This window comes from Corynebacterium atrinae, from assembly GCF_030408455.1.
Taxonomy (GTDB): domain Bacteria; phylum Actinomycetota; class Actinomycetes; order Mycobacteriales; family Mycobacteriaceae; genus Corynebacterium; species Corynebacterium atrinae.
The window spans coordinates 1,278,146-1,302,046 of record NZ_CP046977.1; the positions used below are offsets into that span (position 1 = coordinate 1,278,146).

At 58.5% G+C, this 23,901-nt stretch carries 13 protein-coding genes and 2 pseudogenes; 7 read left to right on the top strand and 8 right to left on the bottom strand.

Annotated features, from left to right (window positions below; genetic code table 11):
• Window positions 1-5: 5 nt before the first annotated feature.
• Both CATRI_RS06335 and CATRI_RS06340 read right to left on the bottom strand, forming a co-directional pair.
• Window positions 6-2,099: a pyruvate formate lyase family protein gene (locus CATRI_RS06335; protein ID WP_290220748.1), complete on the bottom strand. Its 2,094-nt coding sequence runs from the start codon at window positions 2,097-2,099 to the stop codon at window positions 6-8.
• A gap of 206 nt (window positions 2,100-2,305) precedes the next feature.
• Window positions 2,306-3,718, bottom strand: coding sequence for an NAD(P)/FAD-dependent oxidoreductase (locus tag CATRI_RS06340; RefSeq protein WP_290220750.1), 1,413 nt, complete (start codon window positions 3,716-3,718; stop codon window positions 2,306-2,308).
• 162 nt (window positions 3,719-3,880) lie between these two features.
• Here CATRI_RS06340 and CATRI_RS06345 point away from each other — a divergent pair, with 162 nt between their 5' ends.
• On the top strand, window positions 3,881-5,161 hold the full coding sequence (locus CATRI_RS06345; protein ID WP_290220752.1) for a class I SAM-dependent methyltransferase: 1,281 nt from the start codon (window positions 3,881-3,883) through the stop codon (window positions 5,159-5,161).
• On the opposite strand, the gene CATRI_RS06350 is transcribed toward CATRI_RS06345, so the two are convergent.
• Window positions 5,158-8,088 (bottom strand): FAD-binding and (Fe-S)-binding domain-containing protein, encoded by a 2,931-nt coding sequence (locus CATRI_RS06350; RefSeq protein ID WP_290220755.1) that lies wholly within the window; start codon window positions 8,086-8,088, stop codon window positions 5,158-5,160. The genes CATRI_RS06345 and CATRI_RS06350 overlap by 4 nt on opposite strands.
• A 155-nt stretch (window positions 8,089-8,243) precedes the next feature.
• On the opposite strand from CATRI_RS06350, the gene CATRI_RS06355 reads away from it, so the two are divergent.
• The gene (locus tag CATRI_RS06355) at window positions 8,244-9,236 is read left to right on the top strand and encodes a bile acid:sodium symporter family protein (protein ID WP_290220757.1); all 993 of its coding nucleotides are present in this window, start codon (window positions 8,244-8,246) and stop codon (window positions 9,234-9,236) included.
• 67 nt (window positions 9,237-9,303) lie between these two features.
• Here CATRI_RS06355 and CATRI_RS06360 read toward each other — a convergent pair whose 3' ends face one another.
• Window positions 9,304-10,065 (bottom strand): amidohydrolase family protein, encoded by a 762-nt coding sequence (locus tag CATRI_RS06360; RefSeq protein WP_290220759.1) that lies wholly within the window; start codon window positions 10,063-10,065, stop codon window positions 9,304-9,306.
• 451 nt (window positions 10,066-10,516) lie between these two features.
• On the opposite strand from CATRI_RS06360, the gene CATRI_RS06365 reads away from it, so the two are divergent.
• Together CATRI_RS06365 and CATRI_RS06370 are read left to right on the top strand one after the other, a co-directional pair.
• Window positions 10,517-10,756, top strand: coding sequence for a hypothetical protein (locus CATRI_RS06365; protein ID WP_290220761.1), 240 nt, complete (start codon window positions 10,517-10,519; stop codon window positions 10,754-10,756).
• 18 nt (window positions 10,757-10,774) lie between these two features.
• Window positions 10,775-11,245, top strand: a complete 471-nt coding sequence (locus tag CATRI_RS06370; protein WP_290220762.1) for a M48 family metalloprotease — start codon at window positions 10,775-10,777, stop codon at window positions 11,243-11,245.
• Window positions 11,246-11,338: 93 nt separating this feature from the next.
• On the opposite strand, the pseudogene CATRI_RS13625 reads toward CATRI_RS06370, so the two are convergent.
• Window positions 11,339-11,422: pseudogene (locus CATRI_RS13625) on the bottom strand (transposase); the annotation flags it as partial.
• A 270-nt stretch (window positions 11,423-11,692) separates the two neighbouring features.
• Between CATRI_RS13625 and CATRI_RS06375 the strand changes: the two are divergent.
• The 3 genes and pseudogenes from CATRI_RS06375 (at window position 11,693) to CATRI_RS06385 (ending at window position 15,711) form a co-directional block, all read left to right on the top strand.
• Entirely contained in the window at window positions 11,693-12,835 is a 1,143-nt protein-coding gene (locus CATRI_RS06375) for a tyrosine-type recombinase/integrase (RefSeq protein ID WP_290220764.1), read from the top strand.
• 372 nt (window positions 12,836-13,207) lie between these two features.
• Window positions 13,208-14,602 (top strand): annotated as a pseudogene (locus tag CATRI_RS06380) (IS3 family transposase).
• Window positions 14,603-15,441: 839 nt separating this feature from the next.
• Window positions 15,442-15,711, top strand: coding sequence for a ribbon-helix-helix domain-containing protein (locus tag CATRI_RS06385; RefSeq protein ID WP_290220766.1), 270 nt, complete (start codon window positions 15,442-15,444; stop codon window positions 15,709-15,711).
• Between the two features lie 40 nt (window positions 15,712-15,751).
• On the opposite strand, the gene brxL is transcribed toward CATRI_RS06385, so the two are convergent.
• From brxL to pglX, 3 genes are read right to left on the bottom strand one after another with little or no spacing between them, the layout of a single operon-like run.
• Window positions 15,752-17,887 (bottom strand): BREX system Lon protease-like protein BrxL, encoded by a 2,136-nt coding sequence (brxL, locus tag CATRI_RS06390; RefSeq protein WP_290220768.1) that lies wholly within the window; start codon window positions 17,885-17,887, stop codon window positions 15,752-15,754.
• Between the two features lie 9 nt (window positions 17,888-17,896).
• A complete protein-coding gene (gene pglZ, locus CATRI_RS06395) occupies window positions 17,897-20,392 on the bottom strand; it encodes a BREX-1 system phosphatase PglZ type A (protein WP_290220770.1) in 2,496 nt (831 codons plus the stop codon).
• Window positions 20,389-23,889 (bottom strand): BREX-1 system adenine-specific DNA-methyltransferase PglX, encoded by a 3,501-nt coding sequence (gene pglX, locus CATRI_RS06400; protein ID WP_290220772.1) that lies wholly within the window; start codon window positions 23,887-23,889, stop codon window positions 20,389-20,391. The genes pglZ and pglX overlap by 4 nt, the downstream gene beginning before the upstream one ends.
• Window positions 23,890-23,901: the final 12 nt, after the last annotated feature.

Consider the following 23,901-nt stretch of genomic DNA (forward strand, 5'->3'; position numbering starts at 1 on the left):
TCTCCTTAGTTTTCGTCCATGATGAAGCCGGCATCGAGGACACCGACGAGGTTGGAAATCTGCTCGTCCTTGGTGCGGCCGAGTCCGGACGGGGTGATGGTATTGGTGAGGGAAATGCCGTCGAGGGCGTCATGGTAGTCCAACTTGCCCACGGACAGCATGGAGGCAACCATGCCGTGGTTATCGGCTCCGTTTTCCGGGTTGGCGCCCGGGGCGAACGGGGTGCCCGCGCGGTGACCGGAGGGGAAGTTGCCGGTGGCCTTGCCGTAGACGACGTTCGAGGTGATCGTCAGAACCGACTGGGTCGGGATGGCATCCCGGTACATCGGAATTTCCTTGATCTTGGCCATGACGGTGTGGACGATCGTGGCGGCGATGTCATCAGCGCGGTCGTCGTCGTTGCCGTAAACGGGGAAGTCGCCCTCAGTGATGAAGTCGACGATGAGGCCGGTTTCATCGCGGATTGGGGTGACCTTGGCGTACTTGATCGCGGAGAGCGAGTCGGCGACGATGGACAACCCCGCGATGCCGCAGCCCATGGAACGAACGATGTCCGAATCATGGAGGGCCATTTCGATGGCCTCGTAGGCATACTTGTCATGGCTCCAGTGGATGATGTTGAGCGCCTCAACGTAGGTCCCGATGACCCAGTTGAGCATCTCCTCGTACTTCTGCCACACCTCGTCAAAGTCGAGCGGACCATCACCTTCGATGGGGCGAAATTCGCCCTCGGCGGTGATCTGCTTGCCGGTGACCTCATCACGGCCACCATTGATGGCATAAAGGAGAGACTTTGCGGCGTTGACGCGTGCGCCGAAGAACTGCATCTGCTTACCGACGGCCATCGGCGACACGCAGCAGGCAATCGCCGAGTCATCGCCCCACCGGTCACGGATCTGCTTATCTGATTCGTACTGGATGGAGGAGGTCTCGATGGAAATGGCAGCGCAGAATTCCTTGTAGCCGGCGGGCAGCTGCGGGTCCCAGAACACCGTGATGTTCGGCTCCGGGGCGGGACCGAGGTTGCGCAGAGTCTGGAGCAAGCGGAAGGATGTCTTGGTCACCTGAGGGCGACCATCGGCCATGAAACCCGCATCTGACCAGGTGGCCCAATAAGGATCGCCGGAGAAGATCTGGTCGTAGTCGATGGTGCGCAGGAATCGGACAATACGCAGCTTAAGCACCAGCGAGTCGATGATCTCCTGGGCGTCTTCCTCGGTGATAGTGCCGTTGGCGAGGTCACGCTCAAAGTAGATGTCGAAGAAGGACGACAGGCGGCCGATAGACATGGCCGCGCCGTCCTGGGACTTCACCGCACCGAGGTAGCCGAAGTACGTCCACTGCACCGCTTCCTGGGCGGTGGTGGCGGGGCCGGAGATATCAAAGCCATAGGAAGCGGCCATAGCCTTGAGCTTTTTCAGGGCTTTGATCTGCTCCGAGTGCTCCTCGCGGAAGCGGGCCCAGTGTTCGGAGAAGCCCTGAGGTCCGACGGCGTGCTTGGAGGCTTCCTTCTCGGCGATGAGCTTGTCCACTCCGTAGAGGGCCACGCGGCGGTAGTCGCCGATAATTCGTCCGCGGCCATAGGCATCAGGCAGGCCGGTGATGATGTGGGAGGAACGGGCGGCGCGAATGCGAGGGGTATAGATGTCAAAAACCGCGTCATTGTGGGTCTTGCGGTAGCGGGTGAAGATCTTCTTGATGTCTTCGTTCGGCTCCAGGTTGGCCTCACGAATAGCGGTTTCGACCATGCGCCAACCACCGTAGGGCATCATGGCGCGCTTGAGCGGGGTATCGGTTTGCAGGCCGACGATAATGTTGTCGTCTTCGCTAATGAAGCCGGGCTCGAAGGCATCGATGTCGGCGGGAGTGGTGGTGTCAACGTCGTACACGCGGCGTTGGCGTTCGACAGACAGGTAGTTGTCTTCCAGGTGCTTCCAGGTGCGGAGGGTCTTCTCCGTGGGGCCGGCCAAGAACTTGGCATCTCCCGAGTAGGGAGTGAAGTTGCGGGAGATGAAGTCGCGAACGTCGATGGCTTCTTGCCATGGGCCCTCGTGGAAACCCTCCCAGGCCTGGGTTTCAGGCGCGGTAACGGTGGTCACAGGTGGTACCTCTCAGAGTGTTCTTTTATGTATTGAACATTAAACCGTTCTACGTAATGATATGTACGTCACAGTTTCTGTCCACTAGTATACGTGGTCTGACCACAATTACCCAAGGACGCGACCGGGCGACGTCGAAAAGCACAACAACCGGCGGCCCACATCCGATGAGGATGAGGACCGCCGGTTGGGCCAGAAAAGCTGAGCTACTTCTTACCGGTGAACTTCGCGGTGTCGCGCAGCTCGATCGGGGTGTCACCTTCAATCTCGGAGGTGAACTGCTGCAGCTTCATCAGCGCGGTGCGGGAGTGGAGCTGCTGGCGAGTGGTAGCCAGGTTGTAGCGAGTACGCGAGACGCTGTTGACGCCCCAGTTGATCATCGAGACGAGACGGTTGCGGAAACCAACAAGGAAGACCACGTGCACGCCGAGCCACAGCATCCAACCGGCCAGGCCAGTGACCTCAACCTTGCCCATCTTCACCACGGCATTAAAGCGGGACACGATAGCCATGGATCCCTTGTCGAAGTACTCGAATTCCTCGCGCTGATCCGGGGTCGACTTGCCCGATGCCTCATTGACCAGGTTCTCGGCCACGTATTGGCCGGCCTGGATAGCAACCTGGGCAACGCCCGGAAGGCCCTTGTAGTTCATCATGTCGCCCACAACGAAGACGTTGCCGTACTCACCGACAGAGAGGTCTGGGTTGACCATGACGCGGCCCGCGCGGTCGGTCTCCACCCCGGCCTGGTTGGCAATGAGCTTGCCCAGCGGGGATGCGGCGACACCGGCCGACCAAATCTTGGTGAAGGCGTCGATGGTGTGCTCGGTGCCGTCGTTGGCATTCTTATAAGTGACAGTCTTCTCATCGACATTGGTCACCAGCGCGTTGAGGCGCACATCGACACCAAGGCGCTCCAGTTCGCGCTGCGCATTGCGGCCGAGGCGCTTGCCAAACGGGGGCAGGACCTGCGGAGCGCCATCGAGCAGGATGATCTTCGCTGCGGAGGTGGAGAAGTTGGAGTACTCCGACACGAGGGTGCGGTGGGACAGCTCGGCCAGCTGGCCAGCGAGCTCCACGCCGGTCGGGCCAGCGCCGACGATAACAAAGGTCAACTGACGCTCGCGCTGGGCGGCATCCTTCGCGAGCTCGGCCCGCTCGAAAGCACCGATAACGCGGGCGCGGATCTCCAAGGCATCGTCAATAGTCTTCATGCCCGGCGCGAACTCCGCGAAGTGATCATTGCCGAAGTAGGACTGGGAGGCGCCCGCCGCCACGATGAGGGAGTCGTACTCGAAGACGCGATCATAAGCACCGAGCGAGGTGGTGACCAGGCGGTTCTCCAGGTCAACGTCGGTGACCTCGGCCTTAACCACGCTGACGTTCTCCTGGTTGCGGAGCACCTGGCGGGTGGACGGCGCGATCTCGCCGGAAGACAAAATGCCGGTGGCTACCTGGTAGAGCAGCGGCTGGAAAAGGTGATGATTCGTGCGGTCAATGAGGGTGACATCGACGTCAGCCTTCTCAAATTCCTTAGCGGCAAACAGGCCTCCGAACCCGGAACCGACGATGACCACATGGTGGCGTCCACTTTCAGGACGAAAAGGCGTGTTAGACATGAGATTGTTTCCTCAACTGTTCTACGGGCGGAAAAGATCACCCCTACTTTAGACCCTCATATGACTATTCACAGTTCGGGTCACAACAACCGGGGTTTTCGCACGTCGCCGCCCGCCGCGCCTGCCGGGAATCGCCTCGTCACATAGATAGGATGACCGCTTGTGAGGCCCTCCCATCTTGACACTATCGACGCGAAAGCATGGCCCGGAATCGCCCAGGTGCCTTCCGGCTTGCTTATCGACGTCCGCGCGCGCCTCGCCGAGGCTTCCTTCGCCCGCGCCTGCACTAATGCCGGTCTCTCCCTCGATCCCGAGGGATCCGCCGATCTCATCGTGGAACGCGAGGAACTGTTCGCTCGCCTCGCGGTCTCGGGTTGGCTGGGCCTGGCTGAAGGGTATTTGGCAGGGGAGTGGCGCACCGATTCGCTCACCGATGTCCTCGCGGCCTTTTTGCGCACCGGCTATCGCCCCCGCGGGATGTCGCGGTTGCCTGTGGGGGTCGGCACCGGGGGAGAGATCCCCGCGGAGCTGGTGCGTTTAAGTTCCGGCGATGGGATGAGTGACTTCAGTGGCGTGTTCGCCTCGGGGGTGCCGACCACGGTTCGTACATCCGTCCCCTCCCATGCGTCAGATGGCCCGGACACCCATTTCATCGACCTCACTACGTTCACTCCTCCCCTCGGCGCCGAACGGGGAGACCTCGGCGATGCGCAGCGCCGGAGCGCAGACATGCTTCTCGACGCCGCCCTCGTCACCCCCGGCACCCACCTCATGGAGTTTCCCAGCTCGGGTGGGGCAGTGGCGATGGGTGCGGCGCGGCGTCGGGCGACCGTCGATACGCTCACTGCTGACGCGGCGCAGGCCGCGGCAGTCCGGGAGAGCCTGACTTTTGCGGGTGTGGACGACAACGTGCACACCAGCGTCATTTCCCAATCGCTGCCGGGACCACGGGATTGGCTGGGGCGCTACGATTCCATCATTAGTGTAGACAAGTTGGCGGTGGTGGAACCGCGCGAGCGGGTTGAGCTGCTGCGCTCCTTTGACCGAATTCTCGATCACGGCGGTCGCATCGCCCTCCAGACCCCCGTGGCCACCGAGGCGACGACCCCCGCCGCCCGCGCGGCCCTCGGATTCCTGCGCGCCTACGTCTGGCCTGGGCTGGATTACCCCACGGTGGTCGACGTCCATTCTCTCGTCGACCGGGAGACCGGGCTGCGCGTCATCGGCCAGACCCACCTCGCCGAGCACGCCCAACAGACGTTGGCCATGCAGCGTTCCCTCTTTGAGGGGCACTCGCGCGAGGCAGCCGCCGAGGGCTTCGACTCGGTCTACCGCCGCCTGTGGAGGTACCAATTCGCCCTCCGGGAGGCGATGTTCCGCCTGGGCATGCTCGACGTCGTGCAATTCACCCTGACGCATCGCCACCGGAGGGGTCGCCGCTAGGGCGTCACCACCGGGCGGGACGCCCTCTCCAACAAGACCGCGATGCTCTCGTAAGTGTGCCCGGACGTCATCTCCAGGCCCATCTCACACGTGCGGTTATCGGAGACGAAGGCGTCGAAATGGCCTGTGACCTCGGCCATCTCCTCACTCGTGGCGGACTTGACCAGCTCGGGGTGCAGCAAAACCCGGTCGCCAGCGGTGCCACAACAGGTGGCCCGCTCAGGCACGACGACCTCGTCTGCCGCTAGCTCGGTGAGCTCGCGGAGCTGGTCATTGATGCCCATGTGGGTGGTGGAACACGTCGGGTGGACGGCGGCGCGGCCGACCGTGCGCACGATCGGCAGCCCCGGCATGACCTCCGCGTGAAGCCACTCAACAACGTCGAGGATCCTCAGCTGCGCAAACTGTTCTGCCAGCTCACCCTCTAGGGCGTGGGGCACCTGCTCCAGCAGACCATGGGTGCAGCTCGCGGCGTCGACCACGACGGGGAGAGCCCCGTAATCCGACCATTCCACCAAGTCCCGCGCGATCTGCTGGGCTTGGTAGTTAAAGCCCTCCTTGTACCCCTTGGACGACCACGGGGTGCCGCAGCAATCGCCGGCAACGCCCTCGGGGATCCACACCGGACGCCCCGAACGACGCCCAAGCTCCACCACGGACTCAGGCAGGCTCAAGTGCTCGGGGGAGGCGTCTCCGGGCTGGCCGAAAATCCGGTTGACACAAGCCGGGAAGTAGAGGGCGCTGGCGCCTTCGCGGGAGGTGAGGGGGAGGTTCGCCGCGGCTGCATCGGGAAGCGGTCCCGGCACCGTGGGCAGCAGATCCTCATTGATGACGGCCCGCCCGAGGTTGGCGGCGGTTCGCAAGAGTGGCGTCGGGAGCTTCTCAGCCACGCCCATGCCCACGCGGGCACCTGTTTCCACCTTTGCCCAGTTCTTGGCGGTGCTCAGCGCCACCTTCTTGGCAGTAGCCGAGTGCTGCTGCGCGCGCAACTGCTTCATCGCAGCACCCGTATCGATACTGATGGGACAGGGGATCGAACACGTCCCGTCCACCGCACACATCTCGATGCCGTCGTATTGGAACTCCTCTTGGAGCTTGTCCAAGACCTTTGAACCCTCTGGCTGGCGAGCCATCTCGCGGCGCAAAACGATCCGCTGACGAGGGGTGACAGTGATGTGGCGAGAGGGACAGACCGGTTCGCAGAACCCGCACTCGACACACTGGTTGATCTCTGCTTCCACCTGCGGGAAGGACTTAAAATTCTGCAGGTGCACCAGGGGATCGCGGGTGAGCTTAACGTTGGGGGCGAGTATCCCGGCCGGGTCGAGGAGATTTTTCACATCCCACATCAGCTCCCAGGCGCGATCGCCCCACTCACGCTGGAGGAACGGCGCCATGTTAACGCCCGTGCCGTGCTCTGCCTTGAGCGAACCCTGATACTTGCCGATGACCAGGTCAGCCAAGTCATCGAGGAAGTTAGCGTAAGCCTCCCGCTCCTCCTCGATATCGAAGCGTGGCAGCAGGAAGAAGTGCAGGTTACCGAAGGCCGCGTGTCCCATGACCATTTCCGGATACCCGTAGGCTGCCAGCAGATCTAGCAGGTCGGCGGCGCCCGCCCCGACATCCGCGGGAGGGAAACAAACGTCCTCGGTGATCAGCGCGCTGCCCTGCGGGCGGTCGGCGCCGATGAGTCCGAAGAGTCCATTGCGGATGCTCCAGGCGCCGCGCATGCCCTCCGGGGTGTCATCGAAACTAAGGGGGCTGAGCAGTTCCGCAGTTGTCAGTACATCTTCGGCACGCTTGATGGCATCCGCCAAGTCAGCCTCGTCGGTCCCGCCAACTTCCAGCAGCAGGGCCGCAGCATTCTCATTAAAATCGGCCCACTCGGCCGGGGCAGTGGGGAAATTCCCCACGGCGCGCTTGAGCACCGGGGCTACCAGTAGCTCGCAGGCCTCCGCGCCGGTCTCCATGAGCGCATGGACGTATGATGCGGCCTGGCGCAGGTCGGCCAACATGACCCAAGCGACCGCCTTCTTCCGGGGGAGCGGAATCGTGCGGAGAACGAACTCCGTCACTGCTCCCAAGGTTCCCTCCGAGGACACCATGAGACGCAAAAGAATATCGACGGGACGCTCCTCATCGAGGAAGGCATCAAGCCGCAAGCCGTTGGTATTGCGGATGGAGAACTTCCGCTTGAGCAATGCCACTAGCTCTTCATCGCCACGAATCTCATCCCGCAGGTTGATCAACCCACCGTGTATTTCCGGCTCGAGGCGGGCTAATTGCTCATCGGCATCCTCGGCGCTCGTGTCGATGATGGTGCCAGAGGGGAGCACGATGGTTGCCGACTCCAGGCAGTGATAGGAATCGCGGGGGACTGAACACCGCATCCCTCCGGCGTTATCCGCGATCACGCCGCCGATGGTGCACACCGAGGTTGAGCCCGGATCCGGGCCGATCATGAAACCGTGGCGTGCCAACACGGCTTGGGCATCGCCTAAAATGACGCCCGGACGAGACCACAGGCGCGCTCCGTCGTCCAGCACCCGCATGCCAGCGAAGTGCGTCTTGACGTCGACGAGGATGTCATCAGTCATTGCTTGACCGTTAAGTGAGGTGCCGGCTGCCCGAAACACGAGGTGCCGATTGTTCTGGTGCGCGTATTTCATTAGGCCTGAAAGGTCTTCGGCGTTCCGGGAGCGCACGACGACGCTAGGGATCGTGCGGTATGGGCCTGCATCGGAGGCATAGCGGACGAGGTCGCTCAATCGTCCGAGAACGTTTTCTTTACCGACGATGCGCGATAGATCGTCCACCACCGGCTGGGGGGTGCCATCCACATGGGATTCGCTGACGGCATCGGCCTGACTAGTGGCACCCTTGGGCCGCCCGATGGTTGCTGGCTTGGGACTGAAGAGTTTTCGCATATCTCTAACCCTAATCCTGTGCCATCGAGCCCGTGGGGATTAGCGTATCCCAACCTTTGGGACCATGTTTCCATCTAGTGGAATGATGTTGTATCTTTAAGACATTCGTCCATGTTTCATCTATTCCAATTTCAGGAAAGTCGGGGATCATCGCCATGACGACCTTCGCAGATAGTCACAAAACCACGCCCGAAGGCACGACCGTGGAGGATCGCTCCGCCACCTGGGCAGTTCTCGTCTTCCCCCTAGCCATTCTCGCTGGGGCAGTGGTGGCCTTCTTCAACCCGTCGATGATGGAACCGTTCGGGCCACACGTGAGCACCATGCTCATGATCATCATGTTCTGCATGGGCCTCACCCTGACGATGCCTGACTTATCGACGATCGCCCGTCGTCCCTGGCCCATCTTCATCGGGGTTGCTTGTCAATACATCATCATGCCGCTGAGCGCCGTCGCAGCCGCCTGGATGCTGGGCTTCAGCCCCGAGTTGACCGTCGGCTTGATCATGCTGGGGTCCGTCCCGGGCGGCACGGCCTCCAACGTCATCGCCTACCTAGCCAAAGGCGACGTCGCGCTCTCGGTGGCCATGACCAGCGTGTCGACTCTCATCTCTCCGATCGTCACCCCACTACTCATGCTATGGCTCGCCGGCCAATCGACCGATGTCGATGCACTGGGCATGACCATCTCACTATTGAAGACTGTGCTTATCCCAGTAACCGCCGGCCTACTCATCCGCCTGTTTGCCGGAAAGCTCGTGGACAAGATCCTGCCCGCACTGCCGTGGCTGTCGATCATCGTCATCGTCATGGTCCTCATGACTGTCGTGGCCCGGAGCGCCTCCGTGCTGATCACTGTCGGCCTGATCGCCGTCGCGGGCGTCGCGATCCAGAACTTCATCGGCTTCGTAGCGGGCTACTTCCTGCCCAAGTTGCTGCGACACGACGTCGCTGCCTGCCGGACAACCTCCATCGAGGTGGCCACCCAGAACTCGGCGCTGGCCTCCGGCCTGGCCGGTCAGTTCTTTAGCCCCGAAGCCGCAATCCCGGGCGCTATCGCCACCGTCTGGTCGAACATCACGGGCGCCATCTTCGCTGCCATCTGCCGCAGGAACGATGCGCGAAATGCCGCGCAGAAGACTGCCTAGCTTTCAGGAGACGCTGCAACGGTGGGGGAGCCTCAACCGTTGCGGCGTTTAATGTAAATACACCTACCTATAAGCGGATAGGGTCTAGATAGAGATCTTCCGCATTCTTGTGAAATACCGCCTCGACCTGCTCCGGTGCTATGGAATCCTGAATGAGCTGGAGGTCTTCATCGGAAAAGGGGCGAGTTGCACGCGTCGATGGCAGATCTGTACCTGCCATAAGGGCCGAAGGATCGACTTCCATGATGGCGTGCATCGCCTCCACAGTGTTGAGATCGACCCGGCCAAATCCTGTCGCCTTGACCTTGACACCCTGTTCAACCAAACGAAGAAGGTGGGGGAGGCCTTCTTGACTCAACCCGAGATGGTCAATGCTCACAGCGGGAAGGTTCGCCAACACATCATGCAGCGCCGGCAGGTGGCGGGAATCTACATAGACCTCCGTGTGCCAGCCTGCAATGTCGTAGCAATGCCGCGCTAAGCTGTCCAATTCCTCCAAGCCTGCGGAACCACCCCGAGCCAGGTTGAAGCGAACACCCCGCACTCCAGAGGCGTCAAGGCGGAGTACTTCCGAGTCTGAGATGTCACCAGGAACTTGGGCTACGCCCACGAAACTAGGGCCGAGGCTGCGGAGCGCGGCCACAAGGTACCCAGTATCAAAGGCCTGGAAGGAACCTGAGACGATGGCGCCGCCCACGACGTTGAGGTCCTTGGTCCGCTTCTTATAGTCCGCCGTAGAAAAGTTGGGCGGAACGTAGCCATTGTTGGGGATCAGTGGATGACGTGGGTCAACGATGTGAAAGTGCGCGTCGAACAAAGCCGGGACCATGCCTTGATTGTGTCATCTTTGCTGGGGCAGTGCAGCTAGAGATCTGACATCAGTTGTATGTGTCCGTTGACATGGAACATGCCCACTCTGACCAAGCGATTGTGCCTCTTTTATGTCGCGAAGGCACTGTTTTATTGACATAAAAGAAGCCCCATCAAAAGAGGATAATCCTCGCCGCCGCACCGTATCGCGAACTACTCGAGCACGGGCTGTCCAGGATCAGGCGCATTGTCTGATCCTGGCCCCACCTGGCCCAACGATTTGCCACTGTAACCCTTCACTCGGCGCCCTGGTTCACCCGGCCCAGCATCCGCTGGGAATCAGCTGGTCCTACGGTCGGCCCCCCTGTACCGAGAACTCAGCGTCAAGACCCGTCAACGATCCGGGCCAATGCTAAGTTCAAACTATGATTAAGATCAGTTTGGGGAAGCTAAAGAGTCCGGGCGGAGAGGTGTCAGTCTCGGTAGCTGACGTTGAGCGTATCCGCCGCCAGCGCCGTCAAGTCATGACGGAAGCTGAGCAGGCAGACGTGCGAATGCATCTCCGCAACCTTGTCGGCGATATCCAGGAGAAACCCAGTTCGAATGCCCGATATCTAAAAAATACTGGAATTGCACTCATCGCCATTGGGCTAATCATTGGTCTCGCATTGTTTTACGCCGCAGACTTGGCCTGGCGCTACTACTACTGAATGACTGGAATCATAGTTATGAATGAAGATAGTTCAGAGAAAGACAAGTACGACTTTAAAGTCGGCATGATGGGCCTCGGCCTATTGATTGGTTCCCCAGTAGTCATTTTAATACTTAGTATTTGGGGCCATTTGTTGTGGATATTAGCGTTCGTAGTGACCTTCGGCATTCCTAGTATCGGAGTTTTTTTGATTATTCGCTCCAACTACTCTGGTGACCGTGAAAGTGAAGCCGTTAACAGAGAAATTGAAGCGATGGTCAATGATGCCTCCTTTGATGTCAGCGAGCAGATTATCTTCTGGGACAAGCTTAAGTTCTCGAAGGGGATTGGCACTCAGCTGGAAGGGCGAGAAGAGGAAATCTCCGAGATCTACCGCCGGCTGATGAACGCCCGAGATGAGCTTTCTGCTGCTGAGACTCCTCGACACCAGTTGGAGGCCGTGCTGGCAGCTGACTCTATATTGGCGACTACCCGGTCCTTGACCTAAAGCGATGGCAACTTCTCGCCCCGGCTCTCGAACGTCTGTACAAAGTTTGTGATCAACCTTGGCGATCTTGCGACTCTGCCGACTCTTCCCAGCTTAGAGTGCGTTGATCTTCCCCTGCAGCTGCCCGAAGTGGGGAAGGCACCCCAATATATAGTGGTTGAGATTACAGAACCCCAGAGTGCGGATCCCTGGTGTGTTCAGATAGTTGTGTAGGAACTTTCATCTTCACACGGGGAGCACTATATGTTGTGGTGGCCCGCTGAACCCGTGATGGTCTTCTTTGTCCCATTACGCACTCCGAATTTGGAACAGCTATTTTCGTGTCTTTTTTCGGGGTGGGGTGTGGGTATGGGGAGGCGCCGAAATGGTTTGACATAAAACCATAATGGCCGCTTTAGTCCCACGTCCCCGATCCAACGGGGGTCAGCGACCCGCTACGCTGGAGCTATGAGTACGCAGACAGATACCGTGACCACTGGGGATATGATCGACGTGTGCGACCGTTATCGCTGGCAGACAGGATCTCGAGTGGTCACCGTGTCTGACGCAGCCAGGTGGTATCTCGCGGTGTGCCAGGGCCGGCGAATGTCGGAGCACACGATCCGAGCCTACCGAGGTGGACTCAACCGGATCGGTCAGCTCTTAGCGGGGATCACCGGGCACCCCGTCGACACTCTTCCGCTGGAGGTAGTCAACCGCAACGACCTGGGTGACGCCTTCAATGAGTATGCAGCCACACGTTCGCCGGCCAGTCAGAAGCAGGCCTGGGCGGTGTGGAACGGGATGTGCCGCCTACTCGTCGACCATGAAGTGATAGCGCGTAACCCCATGGGGCAGGTGCCCTCCGGTGAACTACCGGCGGTCACCCTGGCCAAGACGTTGCCGACGGAGGCGGTTGAGGCCCTGCTGAAGAGATTGGCGGAAGGCGATGCGGGCCGTGCAGCGGATGCAGGGACCGAGGTGGGCGGTGCCGACAGCCACCACCCGCACCCCAGGCGCTGGTGGGAGCGCGATCACGCGATGGTGCTGGTCACGCTGGTGACGGCCGTGCGTGCTTCGGAGCTGTGCGGCATCACTTTCGGTGATATCACCTCGCCGTATGCCGATGACGGAGCACGTCAGGTGGTCATCCGTGGCAAGGGCCACAAGGAGCGCAAGCTCACCCTTGAGGCCCCGGCCGTCGAGGTCATGGAGAAGTACCTGCGGAGCAGGTCAGAACGTGTCAACGATGAGCGCGGGATGGGCTATGGCGATGATCTGTGGAACCGGTGGGCACCTGAGCAGGAGCTGTTCGTCCAGGTCGATGGCGGCCCGGTGACGCCGGCAATGTTCCACCAACGCCTCGAGTACGCCTATCGGGCGGCCGAGATCACCGCGCACCGTGCCCCGGGAGCGTTGTCGCATCAGCTGCGCCAAACCGTGGCGACCATGTTGGCCGATGACCCGTCGGTGACCCCACACGGGCTCAAGACTTTCCTCGGACACTCCTCGCTGAGTTCCGCCGAGCGCTACATCCTCGATGTCGGTCGGGCCACCGGTCAGCGCAACCCGATCTACGGAATGATGGGGGACATCTCAGGATTAGAATGAAGCTGTCGTCCTGGCTGTGAGGCCTGGACAGCCCGTATAAAAGGAGAGCTCGTCATGAACGCCTCGCTATCGGTCACTTTTGATGTAGTCGGTCAACAAGCATGTCTGTTTCGGGACGATACAGAGGTTTCCTGGGACTACGACGTTGAAATGTACGTCGAAGGTGACCCCGCTGACCACGTGCCGGTTCCTGTGATTGTGTCAGTTTTCGCCTCTGCCACGGGGAGAGAACCCAACTCAGCGGGTCCTACGTGTCAGGCTGGGGTGGTACCACGGTGACAGAGCACATCAGCTCCATCACGTAGGGCGAGAACCAGGACATTAACCACCATGTCGTAGCCAGATGTAGTCGAAGTACGCCAAGATGGCCCCATGAGCACTCCCGGACCACGCGCTGGTGGACCGACCCCTTGCAGGTCATTCACCCCCGCGCAAAAGCTTGAATTGCTGGCCCAGTACGAACAGGCCTGCACCAGCTAGGAAAGCGGGGCCTTCCTCCGCGAACAGGGACTGTATTCCTCACAGATCACCGAGTGGCGCAAACTACGCGACGCCGGAGTCCTCGCTGGCAAGAACCCCGGCGAGAAGATCGGGAAACTCACGAAAGACCAAGCCGAGATTGCCAGTCTTCGCCGCCAGCTAGAGGTGAGCGAGAGCCGGTTGAAACGATCCGGGGGCAGCCCTTGGTGTGATGGGAAAACTACACGACTTCTTGGAGACACTCTGACGAGGACACCGACAACGATCCGAAATCCAAGAAACGCTGATGGGTGCCTACCGGCACCTGGTTGATCTGGCGGTGCCCACCAGGCACGCAGCAACGTTGCTGGGGCTTTCCCGCACCACGATCTACCGCAAGCCCACAACCCCCGCGGAGTACCTGCCAGCAGCGTCGCCGAACAAGCTCAGCACCGTGGAACGAGCCGAGATCCTGGCAGTGCTGAATTCCCCGTGGTTCGTGGACCTGGCACCGCAACAAATCTATGCAAAACTACTCGATCAGGGCATCTACCTGGGATCAGTGTCCACGTTCTACGGGTGCTGGAGGAAAACCAGAAGGTCAAGGAACGCCGGGTGATGGCCACGCACCCACCCCCGAGTCATCCCCGAGCTGGTGGCCTGTGGCCACCGCCCCTGGTCAGGTGTTGAGCTGGGACATCACCAAACTCGCCGGCCCAGTCAAGGGCAAGTACTTCGATTGCTACCTGATGATCGATATCTACTCGCGGTTCATTGCCGGCGCGCATGTTCACGCGTCTGAGTCCGCAGTCCTGGCGGTGGAGATGATGAAAGAGATCTTCTGCATCTACGGTGTGCCACAGGTGGTCCACGCCGACCGTGGAACGTCAATGACATCGAAGACCGTGGCCACATTGCTATCATATCTGGAGGTCACCCGTTCACATTCCAGACCCCGCGTGAGCAACGATAACCCCTATTCGGAGTCGCTATTTAAGACCATGAAATACGGGCCGAGGTTTCCTGAAAGTTTCACGTCCCTGGGTGATGCCCGGGCCTTTATCAGCGAGTTTATGGACTGGTACAACCATGATCACCAACACTTAAGGGATCGGGTTTCATACCCCGGCCAACCTGCACTACGGTTTCGCCGACGGGGTCGCCAGGAAGCGCTCTCAGACGCTGGCGGCGGCCCGGGCCAGGCACCCCCATCGATTCAGCACCATCACCGATCCTAAGATCCTGGCTCTACCCGGGCCGTCATGGATCAACGAACCAAAGCAACCCACCGAAAAAACAACTGTCTAACTCACCGTGGTACCGCTTGACTTGAAAATTTCCGCCACACCCCATGGCGTAGTAGCCGACTCCCAAGCCGGGAAGCCTTTCATGTCGGGAGGAAGACGTTGAGGTTCCGCTCCTGGAGAAGCTCCCCTCTGCGCGGCCCACGAGCTACCAAAGATCTTGTCCGTGGCGTGACGCTCTGCCTGCGTGCCTGCCTATCCCCAGGCATGGTGGCCTGCGGCAACCTCGTCACCGCTGTTCCAGTAGGGAAAATGGCGATGTCCTTGGATGATAACGGCGACGTCCTCGCCCATGTCGTGGTCTGTGACGGGGCAGTCACTCGGATGTACGCGATCGACGAGGACATTCGCGATGCTCTGGCCCAGGACCCGCGGCGTCCTCCGGAGAATATCGGGGAGATCACTTTCTCCGAGCCGAAGAGAGAAGCGTTCACCGTTAATCTCAGCACGGCATCCCAGGACAACGGGGGCAGACGATCCAGTTTCCGCACGATCCTCAAGAACTGTTCTGGGTCACCCCCCTGGTCACCGACGAGGGGCTTTGGACGAAGGCCTGGGGCGGTGGCTATATCTCAGATATCACGGCCACCAGGGAGGAGTTGACTTCCTACCCCACCAATACGCTTCTCATCCGCGCCCTCCCAATGGGAGACCCGCCGAAGTTTCTCCGTCAGATAGATCCAAGACAGTTGGCGGCCATCTGCGAAGAACTGGGCAGGACCGACGACAGCTGGTAGTGCCCTGTGGCCTGACGTGGTGGCCCTGCTGCCCACTGGAGTGGGCAGCAGGGGTACACGCCGTACACCACCCTGGGGAAGCACCCACGAGAAAGGGCCAGCCACGATGACAGACAACACCCACTCCCCGCAGCGGTCGAGCAGGGTGGTCTCCGTCCGCCTGGACACCGAGACCATCGCCCGCCTCGCCCGACTCACCGAGCGAAGCAGGGGGTTCTACCTCAAGGCAGCCATCCAAGCGATGCTGCCGATCCTGGAGGAAAACTACTGGGTGCAGCAGGCCACCGACTACGAGGAATCCGTCATCGACCGAGAATTCCGCACCATCATGGACCATGCCCTGCACCCCGATGACCTAGGTTCTGACTCCATCTGACGGCGAGAGGCCAGGGAAGCGGCAGCATCCTTGCGCATCCCTACTCGTGTATATAAGTCACCCCAAACTCGCGAACCTGTCGGAACTCCTGACGGCTGGTAGCGAAGTCCATCCAACCGCCTTCGAACTTTTGGAAGATGTCTAGACCTCGCCCGAGATTGATCCGCCACCCGGTGTCAGTTCGAATCCATCGGTCATGTGCGCTGCCGCTGAAACTGACGTGGAAATCGATGCCGTACTGTGGTGCTCGGTCGTAGATCTCCTTGAGCATGAGCAGCTGCTTTTGCTTAAAGGTAGTGTCAGGTTCTTCGCTAGTGGTGAGGCGGAAAGTCACTTCCTCGGCTGGGTCCTTTGCCGACGCGATCGCGGCGAGCAGCTCGACCAGATTGCGCCCTTGGTGGGGTTGTCTAATATAGGGATCCTGAAGCTCGATCTCGGTAGCTCCAGCCAGGTAGGGCAGTAGCAGCGTCTCGTATGAGACTCCTCGCTGATTCTCCTGGAAGTCCCGTTGCCCCTCGTAGAGAGGCTTAGGCTCGTCCATTGCAGCCTTTATTGCAACTGTGGAGGCGGCCGCCAGCGGCTCGGGATCTGGGACAATGTGGGCGCTCGCTCCCGAATCCCGGTAGTAATGCCCTGGGTGCTCTTCTTCTTCCAGCGTGGTGACGCCACGCCATGTCCCCGTCGCCGTGTTGTATCCGAACTTTACGGCCGCCATCGTGTCATCGATGCGGAGGATCTGGTCTTTCACACGTTTTCGGCCTTCGACCGCGAACCTGAGGATCTCCTCGATCTCCTCAGCTGTGGCTTGCTCATGCGGATACAACAGTTTCATGAGACCGGAGAAGGTCTTGTGGATGCTGTCGCGGTCCCGGGTAGAAATATCCGACCCTAAAGTGAAGTGCTGCTGGTAGCGGTCGGAGAAATCGAGGTTGCGCATCGATTTAAGCACTTCAGCAATGTAATCAACCACAAATCCGTAACCGCTCGAAAACATCTCACCACGGATCGTATCTACCTCCCACCCAGGAATGTAGAAGTGCAACCGATCAAGGAACGCCGAGTCATGGTAGCTCTCAGGCAGTTCATCAAAGAGATCAGAGTGCTTGAGCATGTAGGCCACGTTGTGTGAGGTGTTGCCGACGAACACCATGGAGGCTTCGGCCCCGAGTGTCTCCACGCCACGGGAAAACGACTTGTTCGCCATGTAGTTTTTCATGATGTCGACGAGTGCTTTATCGGTGCGCTTTTTCTTGCCCGCGAACTCGTCAAACGCGACGACGTCCCAGTATCCGACCAGGCCAAGCCGGCCGTTGGCGTTGTTGACGAACAGCTTGGGCGCTGTCACTTCTCCGCCGGAGATCAGCATGCCGTGAGGCGAAAATTCCGAGTAGATATGGGACTTACCGGTACCCTTCGGCCCCAGTTCAACGAGGTTATAATTACGTTCGACGAACGGGATGAGCCGTACTAGCTGTAGTAGCTTCGCGCGTCGTCCGAACATCTCCGGGTTGAAACCGATTGACTGGATGAGTAAATCGATCCATTCCTCGGTGGTGAACTCGGCACGCGCGGAAAGATAGCCTTCGAAGTCGAAATGCGACATCTGGATCGGCTTGAGGGAGCCGAGAATCCACGGCACGCCCTTGGCTTCATCGGAAGGAAAATACTCGACGTCACACAAGCACCACACCCCGCCGACCAGTAGCTTCTGGTGGGCAGTGACAGTCCCTGAATCGACGTGGATACCTTTGATTCCCAGGTTTGCGAACTCGGCCTGGTAGACATCTTCTTTCTCATTGAGCGTGACGCTCACCCGGTCGATAACCCGGTGGCGGCCTCGTTCTTTGATTTTCGACTTGACCAGCTCCGACTCGTTGCGATGGACGTAGTGCTGCGCCAGGATGTCTCGTACCCTCTCGATGCCCGCCTGAATCGTTGCCTCATCGTCAGACGCCGCGTATTGACCAAGTAGGTACTCCAGTACGTAGGACGGCACGATCGCGTTGCCCTTGACTGCTTTGACGAGATCTTTACGGACAACCGCTCCAGCAAAGTACTGATTGATCTTGCGGTCTAAAGCGTTCGGCTCTTCCGCACCATTATCGGTCTCCGGCACGCTGGTCTCCTCAGCTGCTGTGTCTAGGGCAGCCAGGGTCAGGTTGAGGTCATCACTCATCAGGAGTCCTTAGAAGTCAAAGTCTGAAGTAAACGAACGTTTGATCGTATACGGCGCACTCTTATACCGCTTCCACTCATCAGTGCCTGGAATGGGTTGCTCCAACCGGAACTCCACGCTGTGGTTGTTCGCCTGATCAGCGTCTTTACTCAGCAAAAGAACCACGCTTTGGAATCGGTCGCGTCCCTCCCTACTCGTATGATCGAAAAGTAATTCGACCTGATTGGAAATCAGTTTTTCACCGAAGTACACCCCAGCCCTCAGACGCCGAGCCAGCCGTTGATCGGTTGCCGGCATCGACTGGTAGAGTTTCACGACGACCTGGCCGGTGGTGATCTTGTCGGTCTCGGGATGAATATCCACGTTGACCTGTTCGACCGTGTCGGAACGCCGCTTGTTGACAGTGATTACGGGAACGATAATCTCCTGGAGTGAGGCACCTCCATGGACAAACTGGGATCCGGCACCGGGTCGGATAATCCGATGGATTGAGTTCGCGATCTGAATCTCGACCTCACTAGTTAAGCCCACCTGTTCGGGTAGGAACTTCCGGAACGCGGGATCGTCTTTTAGCCCCCGGCCCAGTACGTATCGACGCTTCTCCGCAACTATTTTATCGCCCTGTGGTTTCACCGTGAGATTGAACTGTGGGGGAAGCTTTTCGTCTTGATAAAGAAAACCGTGATCGGCGGTGAGCAGGATATTGGTGGCGTTCGCGCTTGCGAGTGACTTCACAAGGCTGATGAGTTCCTCAATCGCCTCTGCCGCAGCAGTGAATGTGCGGCGCTCTGAGACTGCGTTGTCACCGGTGGCGTCGATGGTGTCGTGGTAAACGTAGAGAACCTGGTGCGCTGAATACAGGTCACGGCGCTCGCTCGGCTTGAGCTTGAGGAAATCTCCGGCTTGGATCGCGGTACCTCCCACTGCGGCAAGGATCTTGGCGCGATTGCTGGTCCCGTTCGAGCGTTGCCCATCCACGAGCACGGGATCACCGTCGGGAGAGTGGGCGAGGGCCTGGTGGGGCAATAATGATGCCATGCCGAGTTGGGTGTAGCTGGGGAGCACCCCGAGCATTGCCTCTAGCTGGGCTTCATACTTATTTTCACCGCGGATCCGAGCGTGCAGCTCATCGGCGACTTCGTACCGCATCGCATCGGAGATGATGACGACGGCTTTTTTGCGGCCACCGTGGATAATCGGTGCGACGTAGTGGTCAAAGAATGCCCCTTGGGAAGTAAGCACGGGGCTTTTCCATTGGTCTATCGTATCGACCTGTTGCTGCCAGGTAGTGCCGAGACGGTAGAGGAAGTCATTGACGTAGGCGTTTTCGACCTGTTCGGTTAAAGCTTCCAGGGGTTGCTTGAACTCCGCGGTATGAGCTGCATGGGTGAACTGCCGGTACAGCTGATCTATTCGGTACCATTCATCACGGTAGCGGGTAAGCCCCTGATCGAAGGTCGGTATGTCGAGTTGGGTGGATTTAATTAACGGGAGTAATTCCGCTGCGGCATCGAGTGCCGTATAAAGTGTGGCATGGTCATCGAACCATATGCTCGTGCGGCGTGAGCGAATGGTTTCAGCGATGTCGCGTTCTGACATCGTGTGCGTGGCGATCGCGTTGATCAGCCGCAGAATGATTTCTTTCTCGCCGGCATCAAAAATATCGGAGGCGACGAGTTCATCCAGGGATGCAGTAGATGCCTGCTCGGCATAGTCAAGGTTCTTTTCAGCCTGACGCGCGAGGGTCTTAAGCGCCTGGGTACTTTGGCGATTATCGCGGAAGCTACGGAAGTCAATTTCAATATTGCGCGCAGCGCGAGAGGTTGAGGCAGTAAAATCTGCTGCGGCCTGGCGAAACATCCACAGCACGAATCCGGCCATACTCGGCATCTCAGCCTTATAGCCATAGATCTTGGCTGCACCATTCCAGTGGAACTCCGCAAGATTCTGCTCAACGAGTCCGTCATAACTGGCACTGCTACCGTGGGCATGCTCAACGAGAAGAGTGCGCATCAGTTCCGAGAAGCTGTGTTCCTTCTGACCTAGCACGACGGCGCACATTTTTGCCTGCACCGTAACGAGATCGTCATTATCTCGTAGGAGATCCTTAAATTTCGCGACGAGTTTACTGGTAGCGAAGAAGGAATCGTGTGCAGCAATGAGTTCCTCAGCGCCGGTAACACTAAGTCCGAGGTCGGCGCGCAGCAGCGCGCCACGATCGGCGGTGAAGATACCGTAAGCAAGCTCCAGGTCAAGCAACCAGTTCGCAGGACCCTTGGGAATTGGGCCGGCTCGGTAGATCAAGTAGTTGCTGCTCGAGTCTTCACGCAGCACACGGTGCTTAAGTGCGAACTCGTTGTCCTCGACCCGCAGCACAGTGACGCCGGGCGGGACATGAATGTCGAGGTCGGCCGCGTAGTTGCCTTCCGCGTCGTGCCAGATCACCAGACGGTGCTGGGCGAAACGTGATACCAGGTGATCCTGAATTGAGACAGCTTTGCTCATTCAGTTGCCTCGAGACCTTTGATCTTCTTTAAGGCCGTGCCGAACTTCGGGTAGTTCACCTTCACGCCGTCATCAAGATCGATTGCGACTTGTTGGGTCGCCAGCGGGTACAGCACATCGTGCTCGTACTCGGCTAGTTCGACGAGAATCTTACGTATCCGTTCGGCTTCCTTCTGCGCTTTCGTTGACCCGCCGCCTGTTGCTTCGTGTTCGGCGTTTTGCAAAGCGATCTCCAGTTTGCCGCGATACTCACGCAAGTATTCGTTAAGTACCGTCGATACCGTTGACGGGGTGTAGCGGTGCATGTAGATCAACGCATTAAAGGAACCTTTCGGGCTGGAAAACATCCAATAGATCGGACGCTTCTTGTAGCGCTGCACATGATCCTCATAGAACTTCGACTTGCCTGTCTTCGTGATGAAGTAGTCCCGCAAGGTCTTGATTCCGAGTGATTCTTCAACGAACCGCAGGTTCTCTTCGAAATGCTCGGAACCAAACGCTGCGCGGAGGAACTGCCGGAATCGGGCGACAATGTCGTCTTCGAACCGGTCATCAGCAAGAATCGGAATAACATTGTCTGCATCTGGCATGAAGATCGGCGTGTGGACCTTCGCTACGTAATCCTGCAACGTCGCTCCCTGGTCCGCGAGAATCAGCCCTGGTTCATCAAGGCTGTAGCGCCCAAACATGCAACCCACCGCATAGGAAAGCAACTTCACGATGAGATCCCGCCGTGCACCGGCCCCGGGGTCCTCCGCATTCCCATGTACGTACAGCTCATTGCCAAAGAGAGTGATATCCGCTCGTTCTCTTGAAACCGAATGACTATTCTCCTCTAGCACTGCCCCGACTTCATCCTGGATAGCTTGCTCGATCTCAAGGAGATCAGAGGTACGCTCCTCACCTATCGCGCGGCATTGCTCCATCCACGAGGATACGGTCCCCGAAGTCGGGGCCACTACTAATGTAGTGAAGTCAGGTGCGTTTTCTTGAGAACGCCAGTCCAGCTTTGCGATTTGGACTGCGGTGGTCACACTTTGCTTCATCCTGTTAAGGTCTACTTTGGGCAACGGCAGTCGGGCAAAATCCCCGGCTTTGAAATGGTGCGTGGGGTTAAGAAGGTCTGCGAACTCAGAGCCATAACTGGAGTTTACAAGGGCCAGCGCTGCAAACATGGCATCACCTTCGCCTCGTGGGTAGGCAGACAAGCCAGCTGCATCGAACAGGAATCCCGGCGGGTAGTAACGCAGAGCAAGGCCACGAGTCGTTATAGAAGACCAAGAAACAGCCTCTTTGAATATGAAATCCAGGTTGAAATTGTGCGCCCAAATCCTACTACCACTTGGATGTAATGTTGTTTGAAGCTCATGCCCATCCTGGTACCAGTCAACAACGTAATCGTCGTGCCCGTACCAACGCCTAGGTCCGCCACCTTTGTTGTAAGGGAACCAACGCTTCTTACTTCTAAAAGCCTCCTCCCGCGTAAGTGCATTGCGTTTCGTCGCGCTAGTGGACACTTCCCACCAGAACCTCAGGTACCTAGCATTGTTGCCAGTTGCCATTCCTTCGCGCGGGTTGAGGACATCACCGAGATATGGACCGGAAGCAAATGCGTCCAGAGCAGCGTCTGACATCCAATAACAGACGGGAGCACCCGGAATAGCTAGGAAATCGCTAAGCTTACGACGGAAAACACGTTGCCCTTGAGTTATAGCTTCGCGAAGGTTTGCTTCTTTCACAGACTCACTTTCTCCATCAACGAGACGTGCGAACCAGCAGTCTCGACCGCTGGAATCGTCTAGCCGCACCACAAATGCTGCGGTTGAAGCGATCTCACCGCTAATACTGTCAAAAGCACCAGCACCGAAGTGGAGAACCTGTTCCAACTGGTGAACCGCCAAGAACTTGCTACGCAATGCGGAGAACGCTGGACGGAAGAGCCAATTCTGTTTCGCAATCATAGCGAGGCGCCCACCGCGAAGAGCTAGGGTCTGAGATCTCTCAATGAAAGTGGCAAAGAGATCCGCTTTCGAGTCGGGTAGACGCTCCTGTATAAAATTTCCAAGAACGCCCACCATATTTGAGGATCCCATGTAAGGAGGATTCGCTACGACTACATGGTATCTCTGGGTCAGATAGTCAGCTTGGGTGAGAACTCGCTTCGCCGAATCGATCGTGGCGACCCTTAGCATGTCGCCATCGTCATCGAGGACTTCAAGGCGACATGCTAACTGAATGGCTAGGGCAGCATCAGGCTGAATCAGCGAGCCCAGTGTGTCAGCTTCAGCGAATTGGTTCCAGAAGACGATCTCCTCGTTCCGGTCACCACTAGGAGTCACCAGGAAGTCCAGCTCCACGGGGCTGAACGAGATCGGTTCAATCACACAGATATTTGGTTTTACCTGTTTGTTGAAAAAAGTCCGCTGCTTGGCGCGCGCTTTCATGGTGAGTGCGAACGCAGCGAGCGATCCAGCGCGTGGGTCGATCTCTGCGCCGTAAAGATTGTGGGTGAGGACTAATCCGGGGATTTCGGATGGCGCATAGCCCTCCTCCTCATATATCGCGTAGATGAGATCGAAAGCATATGTGAGCATGTGTCCAGACCCACAAGCCGGGTCGATGACCTTCAGGTCTTCGGGACTGCTGATTTTGAGAAAATCTGTCTCCTCGTCGACAGACGCGATATAGTAGTCCATCTGGTCAACCAGTTGCGAGCGGGGATGGTTGAGCATCCAGAGGCGGCCGAGGGAGTTCTCGACGAGATAGCGAACGATCCAATGCGGAGTAAAGAGCTGGGTGGCCGCGGGGATCTCGTCCGCACCGGCCTTCTGGTTGTTCTTGAATCCAGCGAAGACTTCATTTTTTCTCTCCGAGATATAGAACTGGTAGAGCCAGCCGATGACCTCAACGTCATCACAAATGTCCGCGGTGAGCACCTCGGTCACGCGAGACAGGATAGCGCCGTCAGCGAGCAAGTTCGCAGGAACAAGAACCTCGGTGTAGTTATCCTCGCGTTCGAACATGAACGGCATCGGCCCGTGCCAATAGTGGCAATATGCAGTGAGGAGCAACGCATACGCCTCACCTTCAGCATCAGTGCTGCGGCGGGTGCCGTCGAGGAGCCCGATAATGGCGTCAGCAGTGCGACTTTTGGTGATGACATCAGTATCAATGTTGCCGCGTTTGGCATCCGCGAGGATTTCCGGTTGACCGTGTGGTTGTCCCTGTGCAGGAGAGACGACGCCCGTATCGGTGTAACCGCGAGCGTCCATGAATCGTAGCGCGATGATTCGGTTGAACCACGTGTAAGCCACCTTGTCGATCACATGCTCACGCCCATGTCGATTGATCTCGGCTTCAAGTGCTCTGACTGAGTGTGCTCGTTCGGTGCGGGCGACCGAGTCTGCTTTGAGTACGGTGGTGGCCTGGGCTTCGACTGCGGTGAGCAGTTCCTGGCGGGCCCAGGTGGCGAAGCGCTCTAGGGGTTTGGTGTCCATGTGTGCGTGTCC